This window comes from Ruixingdingia sedimenti (genome assembly GCF_031432425.1).
In the GTDB taxonomy this organism is placed as follows: domain Bacteria; phylum Pseudomonadota; class Alphaproteobacteria; order Rhodobacterales; family Rhodobacteraceae; genus Ruixingdingia; species Ruixingdingia sedimenti.
In genome coordinates, this window is sequence record NZ_JAVKPH010000063.1 from 1 (window position 1) to 9,249 (window position 9,249).

At 60.3% G+C, this 9,249-nt stretch carries 7 protein-coding genes; 1 reads left to right on the top strand and 6 read right to left on the bottom strand.

Translation table 11 applies throughout. The annotated features are described in order from the left end of the window. On the bottom strand, positions 1-308 hold a 308-nt coding region (locus RGD00_RS22250; RefSeq protein WP_310459431.1), incomplete at its 3' end, for a hypothetical protein. Here RGD00_RS22250 and RGD00_RS22255 point away from each other — a divergent pair. Then, positions 298-2,079, top strand: a complete 1,782-nt coding sequence (locus RGD00_RS22255; RefSeq protein WP_310459432.1) for a putative Ig domain-containing protein — start codon at positions 298-300, stop codon at positions 2,077-2,079. The genes RGD00_RS22250 and RGD00_RS22255 overlap by 11 nt on opposite strands. A 37-nt stretch (positions 2,080-2,116) precedes the next feature. Here the strand turns inward: RGD00_RS22255 and RGD00_RS22260 are convergent, their stop codons facing one another. From RGD00_RS22260 to RGD00_RS22280, 5 genes are all read right to left on the bottom strand, one after another. Continuing rightward, positions 2,117-3,985: a TniQ family protein gene (locus RGD00_RS22260; protein ID WP_310459433.1), complete on the bottom strand. Its 1,869-nt coding sequence runs from the start codon at positions 3,983-3,985 to the stop codon at positions 2,117-2,119. After that, positions 3,982-4,965: a TniB family NTP-binding protein gene (locus RGD00_RS22265; RefSeq protein WP_310459434.1), complete on the bottom strand. Its 984-nt coding sequence runs from the start codon at positions 4,963-4,965 to the stop codon at positions 3,982-3,984. The genes RGD00_RS22260 and RGD00_RS22265 overlap by 4 nt, the downstream gene beginning before the upstream one ends. Positions 4,966-4,969: 4 nt before the next feature. Further along, positions 4,970-7,177 carry a Mu transposase C-terminal domain-containing protein gene (locus RGD00_RS22270; RefSeq protein WP_310459435.1) on the bottom strand — a complete coding sequence of 736 codons (2,208 nt, stop codon included), beginning with the start codon at positions 7,175-7,177 and terminating at the stop codon, positions 4,970-4,972. Between the two features lie 22 nt (positions 7,178-7,199). Continuing rightward, on the bottom strand, positions 7,200-7,922 hold the full coding sequence (locus RGD00_RS22275; RefSeq protein ID WP_310459436.1) for a hypothetical protein: 723 nt from the start codon (positions 7,920-7,922) through the stop codon (positions 7,200-7,202). A gap of 536 nt (positions 7,923-8,458) precedes the next feature. Beyond that, positions 8,459-9,109, bottom strand: a complete 651-nt coding sequence (locus RGD00_RS22280) for a hypothetical protein (protein WP_310459437.1) — start codon at positions 9,107-9,109, stop codon at positions 8,459-8,461. Positions 9,110-9,249: the final 140 nt, after the last annotated feature.

Genomic DNA, 9,249 nt, shown 5'->3' on the forward strand with positions numbered 1-9,249 from the left:
TCGGTCTGCTCATGCCACCCAGCTACCATGCTGGATTCACGAGATGAATCCCTCACAGGATTTGTGCAACAGAGCCCATTGGCATCAAAGTTCTTGTCCATCGGGATTGATGGGCAGGAACGACGAGAAAAACCTAGCTTTGCGCAAGTTGCGATTTGCCATTCCCGGTTATCCACATCCTTGATCGTCGTCGACATAAAAATCTTGTTTTTCAAGGATGGATTTTCTTTACAATGGCATTGACCAAAGATGCCGCCAAAGGGTCGGTTCTTCCGTGTCATTCGAAAGAGGTCGATGATGAAAGCCAAGGCCTTGACCGCCTGCCTGATCTTCCTGATCACAACCACGACGCTGGTGCGCGCCGAGGCACTGAACTTCAATCTTTCGGCAACAGCTTCCGGTTTCAATGAGAATGATACCATTCCGGAGAACTTCTTTTTTTCTGAAGTGACTGAATGGGATGCCGGTCTCGTCGCCTCTGCTGACGCAATCATTTCCGGCATCGATGTTCCTGCCCCGGCCTCCGTATCCGGTAATGGAGATCCAAGACTCAGTTTTACCGACATTACCCTTGTCAAGAATGGTCTGATCTCGAACGGAGATAAATTGACGGTCAGCCTGGTTCCACCGGATTGGGAAAGCACATACAATGCTACGGTCACTGTTGGTGGGAAAACGGCAGATTTTACCGTCAAAACAAGAATTCAACCCGTCTCGATAACTCTTGCGGACGTTGGGACAATTTCCGCGACACAAAACCAGACGTTCAATCTCGACTTCAAGACGTTGGCCACCGTGACGGGTGGCCCGAAGGCCAACCCGGCCAATGCATCCAAAATGTCCTGGTCCATCGGAAATGCAGAAAGCGCCCTTCCCAAATGGCTTTCGCTTGACGCATCGACCGGCATCCTTTCAGGAACGCCGGCCGACAAGGGATCAACATCCTTTGAAGTCGTCGGAACCTATCTCGATACAGAAGGACGACGGGTCTACAGGATCGATGTTGGTGGTGTCGTTCTGGAAGTTGCCCAGATCTCTGTCGGAAACCTCCATGCTTGCGCGGTGATGACAGATGGAGGTGTCAAATGCTGGGGGGATGGTGCCTATGGCAAAACAGGCCAAGGATCGACAGATGACATCACCGTACCAACAAACGTGACGACCCTTGGGAAAAATATTCGTCAAGTTTCTGCCGGGGGTAGTCACACCTGTGCCGTGTTAACGGATGATACAGCCAAGTGTTGGGGATCAGGAGTTTACGGTCAGCTCGGAAACGATACAAAAACAACAAGTTACGTACCTGTTATCGTTTCAAATCTTTCCAACGTCGATAAAATAATAGCCGGCGCAATTCATACATGCGCCACTTTGAAATCCGGAGGCGTAAAATGCTGGGGGAATGCTGGAAGGGTTGGTGATGGATCGTTTTCTGAACGAACTGTACCAACATCTGTGTCTGACATAAATGAAGTTGTTCGTTCAATCGCAGCTTCTTTGCAAGATGGACATACATGTGTTGCGACCATTAGTGGAGCGGTAAAATGTTGGGGATGGAATGCTTATGGACAAATCGGCAATGGAACAAAGACTGATGTTCATTCACCTTATACGGTTTCAAATCTTGGAGCAAAGGCAATTGCGGTTGCCACCACGGAAGGAAGCTCCTGCGCCATTCTTGAAAATGGAAAAATAAAATGCTGGGGATGGAATGATAGTGGGCGCCTTGGTAATGGCACCACTTCCAACTCTCTCACGCCAGTCGATGTTTCCGGAATATCTGGGGCAAGTGCGATTTCCGGTGGTCAATCTCATATTTGTGCAATTGACAGTTCTCGCTTGAAGTGCTGGGGATCCAATAGCAGTGGACAACTCGGAATTGGCACCAGTATTACAAAAAGCACTACACCTGTATCTGTAGTGAATCTCCCTGAGAACATATTAACTATTTCAGCAGGAACATCTTCCAACTGCGCGCTGGTTGTTTCAGGCGGTTTGAAATGCTGGGGAAATAACAGCCAGGGAACTGTCGGTGACGGAACCAAGGTTCAAAAATCATCGCCGGTCGATATCACTTACTAAAAAAAGACCAGATCAGGGGCGCCTTCGGGCGCCCTTTTCATTTCAACCAGATGTCCACGGGCGCGGCCCGAATATCCGCCCAACGGTAAACCCTGACGCCGATCTCCTCCGGGTTCACCACCGGTTCGACGCCCATCTTCTTCAGGGCGTTGCTCAGTTCCATGTGATGCAGCCCCGTCTCCATGCAGAGGTTGCCGTGGGTCGCATATTCGCGCTGAAAGTCCGCGACATCCTGCGGCATCAACCAGATCCCGGCCCTGGCAAATGCCGAAACCGGAACCCTTCGCGACCGCAGCAGCGGCCCCCCGGGCCGGTCGGCCAGCAGCGCCCGGCCGACACGGAGCGACACCTTCAGGATCTTGAATGCTTCGCTCGGACCATAGCCAAGCGGCCGCACCGTCGCGAACCGAGACAGTTCGACAGGGTCAAGGCGCACCGCCGCCAGCCCGTTCTGTCCGGCCAGCCGCGCGGCGCTCGTCAGCTTGCCGTCGAACAGCGCCGGGAGGATCACATCCAGAGTCACCCGCGACAGTTCGGCCGTGCGGGCAAGCCCGTGACGCCCCTCCGGTTCTTTCCGAATGACCGGCAGGCGGCGTTTCAGATCTGCCATCAGCTCTTCAACCTCCCGCCGATCGATGGCGCAACGACTATTGCCGATCTCGATACCTCCATGCCCGATCGGCTTGAGAATGCCGCAGTCCACCATCAATTGCGCTTGCGACCTCGTGCAGTTCATGAGCTTCGGCAGGTTGGAAACAGGAACGGCGTTCTTCAGCAGTTCAGCCAGTCGCTCGCCCTCCGCGACATCGAGCGTGACGAGGCTGTCCGGCTGCTCCTCGCAGTCGGGGGCGACGGCGCCGCAGGCCTTCAGGAAGTTCCGCAACGTCTTCGGATGGACCTTGATGTGCTCGGCCAGGGACAGAACGCTGTGGCGCCGCCGCACCGGCAGAACCTCGCCCAGGACTTCATCCCCCGGCGCCACGGCCATCGTGTCAAAGATGTGCTCCCGAAGGAGGTCCCGGATCGGGCCGACGTCCTTTTGGTTCGTGCCGTAAGCCAGCCACTTGAACATCTGTCCGAAGACCTTTTGCGGTCCCACTTTCCCGTTTCGATCCCTGAACGCATCCTGCACCGTCTGCAGCGCTTCACGGACCCCTTCCGCGCCGCGGCTGGTGAAGTGCCAACCAGTGCGGCAGGCTTGGTCCCGCTCCGCGAGCGTGAGATCGCTCGTCACGCGGTCCCGACCGAACTCAAGCAAGGTGCCCAGCACTTCGGTGGTGCGCGCTGCCTGTTCGATCCCTTGTCCGTCGAGCCAGGCTGGCCCGGTCCCTCCCTCCAGCCGTGAGATCAGATAGTCCTGCAGCCCCGACGGTGCCCGCCGTTCCAACCCCTCAGCCAAGGCGGCAAGGGATTCCCCCTCTTCCGGCACCAGCAGCGACAGTTCGTGATAGATCGAATCCCAGGACTCCCGTCGCCGTTCCACGAGCGGCAAGCCGTGAACCGGGCAGGTGAGCACATGGCGCAGCGTCCAGATCAGCTTCCCCCGTCGATGAGCATGCATGTTTCCGCCCGCCCGGTCGTCTTCGGCCAAACAGGCCGGGCAGAAGGCGGTCATTGCACCCTTGGTGAATTCGAGCGGAAAGACTTCGTCGCGCAGGGCAAATCGCCGAACGCCAGCGCGTTTCAGGCGGTTCTGCGCAACAACGGCCGGATCCTGGCCGGTCACCTCGCAGAGCCTCTCCACCGCATCTTCCGAGTTGAGAACGATACCTTTCGGTTCGATTCCGAAATCCCGCAGGAACGGCACGAAGCGATCGCCGGTGTGGAGGGCCGCCAGACGGACGGCCCAGGAGAGCAGCGTCTCTGCCGGATCAAACGGCAGGAACGGTCTCAGAAGTTCGGTCATTGCGCTTTCCCCTTGCGGGTCTTGCGGGCGGGGACGATCGACCCGGACGGCTGGTCAGGATCGATGGCGCCCCAGTTCGGGCTGAGAAAAACGTTGCGCTCGAGGGGGCAGCCTTCGTCAAAGGCCCAGGCTTCGGCGAAATGCTGCACGTTGAGCCGCGTCGCGCCGTGTTTCATGGCCCATTCGATGGCCTTGATCGCCGTCTCGAGCGTGCGCCCGAACCGGTAGCGGCTGGCATGCATCAGCCGGTCCACCAGATCGGCCTCCCTCGGCGGCTCGAGTCCCGCCTTGCGGCAGTAATGCGCGATCACCGAGGCAATGTCCGGGCCGTTCAGCGCCGGCGTGACCGAAGGCAGCGCCAGCGTCGAGAAGCGCCGCTGCACCTGCGGGTCGGTGCGGATCAGATCCCGCAGTTCATCGGTGCCGGCCAGGATCACGATCAGGGCGTCATCGCCCTGCATCAGCGATTTCAGCCCGCGCAGGATGAGCCGCCGGTCGTTGCAGAACAGGTCGTGCGCCTCGTCGAGGCAGAGCACCTTGATCCCCTGATCGAACATCCGATAACGGCAGAGGGACCAGATGCTCCAGGCTTCCCGGCGGCTGGAGATCTCCGGATAACCCGTTGCACGCAGCACCTCGAAACCGACGCTCTTGAAGGTGGCCGGGCTGGGGAAGTTGAGGAACAGGTAGTGATCCTGCTCAGCTCCCGCCGCAGCGCTGAGCGCCGGATGGTTCGCGAGGTTGCGCCTGATCACCGTCGATTTTCCGCTGCCGGGACCGCCCGTCACGATCACACCGCGGGTTTCCTCGTTGCCGGAATGGCGGACGGCCTGGGGGAGGAGGTTGCCCTCTTCATCCCTCTGCAGAAGCCGGTCGAGATGTTCCCGAAACATCTGGTCGCGCTCGGTCTGGATGTAAATCGAGCGGAGGGATGCGGTGATGGCGGAGATTTCCGCCGGAGTGCGGGTCATGGCGTTCATGGGGTTACTCCTCAATGATCCAGGAAGGTTTCGTGGGGGCCGGCGCCGTAGCGGTGTCGGGCGTCGCGGGGCTATCCGGCTTGGCGGCAGGCACGGTCACGGCGGAGGTCGGATGTTCGACGGCCGGCGGTGCGCCGACGGGCGGAACGGTGATCGGCACCTCGGGCACGGACAGCCCGAGTTGGCCGTCGGCGTTCAGCGGGCGGGGGCCGGCATTGTTGAAGGAGACGTGGCGGAACAGGTTATCCTCGACGTCCTGTTCCCGCTTCTCCGTCCAGTCCATGACCATCATGTCGGCCGCGAGCCGGGCCTTGGCGACGCGCTCATCGATGGCCCGGACAGCCGCCAGCATGATCGACCAGTCATGCGATCGGCTGCGGGGATCCGCAGCCCGGACATTGCGCCAAGCGGCCATCCAGACCTGGATGCTGACGCCGTCCAGCCCGGGGCGCGTGGCCGGCACTTCCTTCCACACGCCGCCGACGCAAACCATGATGGCGCCGATGTCTTCAGGCAGCCACCGGATCTCCATGTCCCGGACCGGGTTCTGGCAGAGGGATTCGGCGAGATCCTCGCTGTGGTAGTGAATCCCGAACAGGCGGATGCCTTCCTTGGTCAGCTTCCGCACCGTCGTGTTGCCGAAGACGAGCCGGCGCGTCGTCATGTCCGGCGCCGGACGGACACCCCACTTCGCTTCCAGCTCCTGCCAGACCTCGCGCGGGCTTTTGTAGTTCAGCCCGCGGTGCGGGGCATTGTGGTAATAGTCCACCGTCCAGCGGGTGATGGCGAACAGCATGTCGTCGATCGTCAGGGCGGCGGTCTTCGTCGGATCGGCATCGCCCTTCTCGACCACCGAACCGAAGGTCCGGCCGGTCAGGCGGGCCATCAGCGAGATCGACATCGTCCGGAACAGCCGCTCGATCCGGGCCCGCAATTCCGGCACTCCGGCGATCGCGCGTTCGGTGGTGATGCCCAGATTGGCGCAGGCGTGCCGGAACAAGGCGGACCGGAAGGCCGGACCGCCGTCGGTGACGATGTGCTCGGGAAGGCCCATCATGTCCCAGAGCGACAGGGCGCCAACCGCATCGGCCCAGCCCCCCTTGTCGCGGGTGATCATGTGCAGAACCTGGAGGGCGGCACTGCCCTTCGCCTCGGCGGAAATGGCGAAGCCGACGATGCAGCGCGTGGTGGCGCAGATGGCGACCGTGAGTTTCCACCGGCCGATGCTACCGTCGACGCCGAGCATCTGCTTTTCGTCAGCGGTCAGGACATCCCAGAGGCCCGTGGAGGTGAGGATCGCCATGATGTCGATCGTCCACTCGTCCATCTCCACCCGTTGCAGCGGTCGGGTCAGGGGAAGTCCGTTGGTGACCGGCCGGAACCGCTTGCGCGCCGCGTCCTCGCCGTAACGCGCCGCCACGATCACGAAGGGGCCGAAACCATTGATCGTGCGGCGCAGCGTGGCCTTGGAAGGCACGATGAGGCGGGACAGGCCCTTCCGGGCGCGCTCCGCGTTCCGGTCCGCGAAGGCGTTGACCATCTCCTCATACACGATCTGGATCGTCGGTCGATTGATGTTCAGGTATTTCCGCGCAGCGGCCATCAGCAGCGCCATCTCCTCGATGCGGAAGGAGCAGCCGCGGTGACCGCGCCTTGCCATGGCATCGACGAGGCCGGAGACGCCGTGGCCTTCGTAGCTCTTCAGCCAGCGGCGCAGGCTGCGGGCGGACGGCGGGTTGATGCTCCGCTCGATGGTCCCGAACCGGCCCGGCCCGGCATCATCCGGATCCTGCAGGTATTCCATCGCCTTCCGGCGCAGGGCCGGCATATTGGCGTCGATCGAGGCATCGGTCTTCACGATCGCCTTCGCGTTCCACATGTCGAGGAAGGCGAGGACGAAGGCCTCCCGATCGGTCATCCGCTGCCGCACCGGCGCGGTAAGGGCCGACGTCATGACAGCAGGCACTTCCAGCCGCTTGACGGCCGTTTCGGGCAGGAACCAGTCGGGTTCGTGCCGGAGCTTGCCTTCGCTGGCGAGGCGACTGAGCTGCCGGTGACTGAAGGTTTCCGTGACGCCGGTCCCGTCGGCGCGCGCCAGGGCATAACCGGTGTCGTTGCCATAAGCCGGCCGCCATTCCACGCCGTTAATCGTCACGCGGTCGTGGGTGGACAGCGCAAGGCGCCGTCCTTCGGAGTTGAATTGAAGGGTCATGTATTGTCCTTGGATTTGGAAATCAGGCGGCAGCGTCGGTCGCGGGGTCTTCCAGTGGAACCGGATCATTCGCGGGCGCGGCGCTGCAGATGACCCGGATCTCCGGCGACAGCCGGCCGAGCTCGGCCTGTTGCAGCCGGCCAGCGGCAATCAGCCGGAACAGGGCTCGCTTTCCCCGCGCACCGAGGCCAATTTCCCCGCTCAGTTCGTCCAGCCTCGTCGTACCGCGGGCAACCCCGACAACTTCGGCGGCCCGGGCATCCGCTTCGGGATCCGGATGGCGCATGCCGTGCAGGAGCCAGGCATTGTGAACCTCCGTCGGATCGAGGTCCTGTTCGGTGACCACACGGACGTCGTCGATGACTTTCAGGGCCACCGCCTGCGCCCGAATGATGCCGAGTTTCCGGAGGAATTTGGGGGTCGCGAAACGCGCGGCCTTGAAGGCAAAGGCGGTCTTCGTCCCGTCCTGGTGAACAGCGACGCAGTCGAAGTAGTGGGAGAAGACCTCACCGTTCTCGTCGAACCAGTCGAACCGCACCTGTTCGCGGACCTCGCGAACATCCGGACGATAGTGCAGGCACAGGATGCCGTTCATCTCGAGGTGGCTTTCGGTCTGGGTGATACGGCCGGCGCCGCCGCCGATGACGACATGGCCGGAGAAATGGCCCTTCGACGCGAGCGGGACGTCGCAATCGGCGATGCTGATGGCGGGAAGCCGGATGTCTCCGTTGGGCAGGATCTGCATGTGAACCTCGCATGGCGACGGTTCGTCCCCGGCAGACCATCTGCCGGGACCGGACGCCAAGATGCGGTTCAGCGGAAGTCGGCCCTCAGAATGGAGGGGCCGAGCCGCGGGAACGGAGCGGTGGGAATGCGGTCAGCGGCCCTCAGGAAGGAGGCGCAGCCTTCGCAATGAAGGGCGGGGTTCCGGGGCCGCAAAGGATCGGGTAATGGATCATGGTTGCCTCATCATAACGCCAGAGACACCAGCCAAGGGGGCTGGGCTCGGATCAAGAGGAGGCGGGAAGCACCACGGATGGCGCTTCGGTGACGCAGTTCGTTAGACTGTACGAACCCGCACCGCAAGCGGAATCGCGAAGTTGGATAAAGTGCCGCGAACTGGGCAGGTCCGAGACGTCCTGAAGGAGAGAAACAAAGTTGGGCCAATCGCCCCGTTGGCGCGGAGATTGTTTCCGTATCGGCGTCTTCTTTGCTGCCAGAATCTGGGGATCCACATTCAAAAGGTCACAGCAGCGAAATAACGTCTTGCCGACATCGAGGCTAATCGCAGATAACCTTGGCGCTGCCATTGGCCCAGTCGAAGAGAGGTGCTCCACTTCCTGGATCCGGACCGCCGACTTCTCCGATATACCTCCGTGTTGACGGAGGAAACTGATCGAAGAGAGGACCTGCATAACTCCAATCATCATTGAATATTGAATCCTCAAATTCTTTTGAGATCCGTCGCGATGTATATCCATTCACAAGCACTTGAGGCCCATGCAGGTCCGCGATGATCTTGCCAGTAAAATTTTTACCCGAATAAACTATTACTCGCGTGGCATTGCCTATGGCAACGCTATCAAGCGAGAACGCTGCGGGGCGAAACGGACCCGGAGATTCTTTCGTACCCAAAAGATCAGGGTATTCCCCAAAACCAAGATTCGATCCTCCTAAGGTTTCTCCCTTATAAGTCCTGTTTATGGATACATCCCCTATCTTGTGTCTCCAGAGAATCCACATATCAGGATCGAAAAACGTTCCGAATGTCGCAATTGTTTCTGGGCCAGATAGCGAATCAGATCCCCAAAAGAAACAATAATCCGTCGGCGGTTGCGGCGGACAATTTTGCACGGTCAAGCCTGGCCGTGTCCCGGCCAAAAACGAATTTGTTCCAACCGACCACTCCTCCGCCGTTTTGTGCGGAATCATGACGGGGCTGGCATTGTTGTTGGTGATCTGGGCTCTGTTGCACAAATCGGCTGCTGATCGGACTTCCCCTTTCCCCGGACAGATTTATCCTGCGACCTCTGTGATGGGCGTGCCGAGCGCGGTGAAGCCGTTGAGCACGG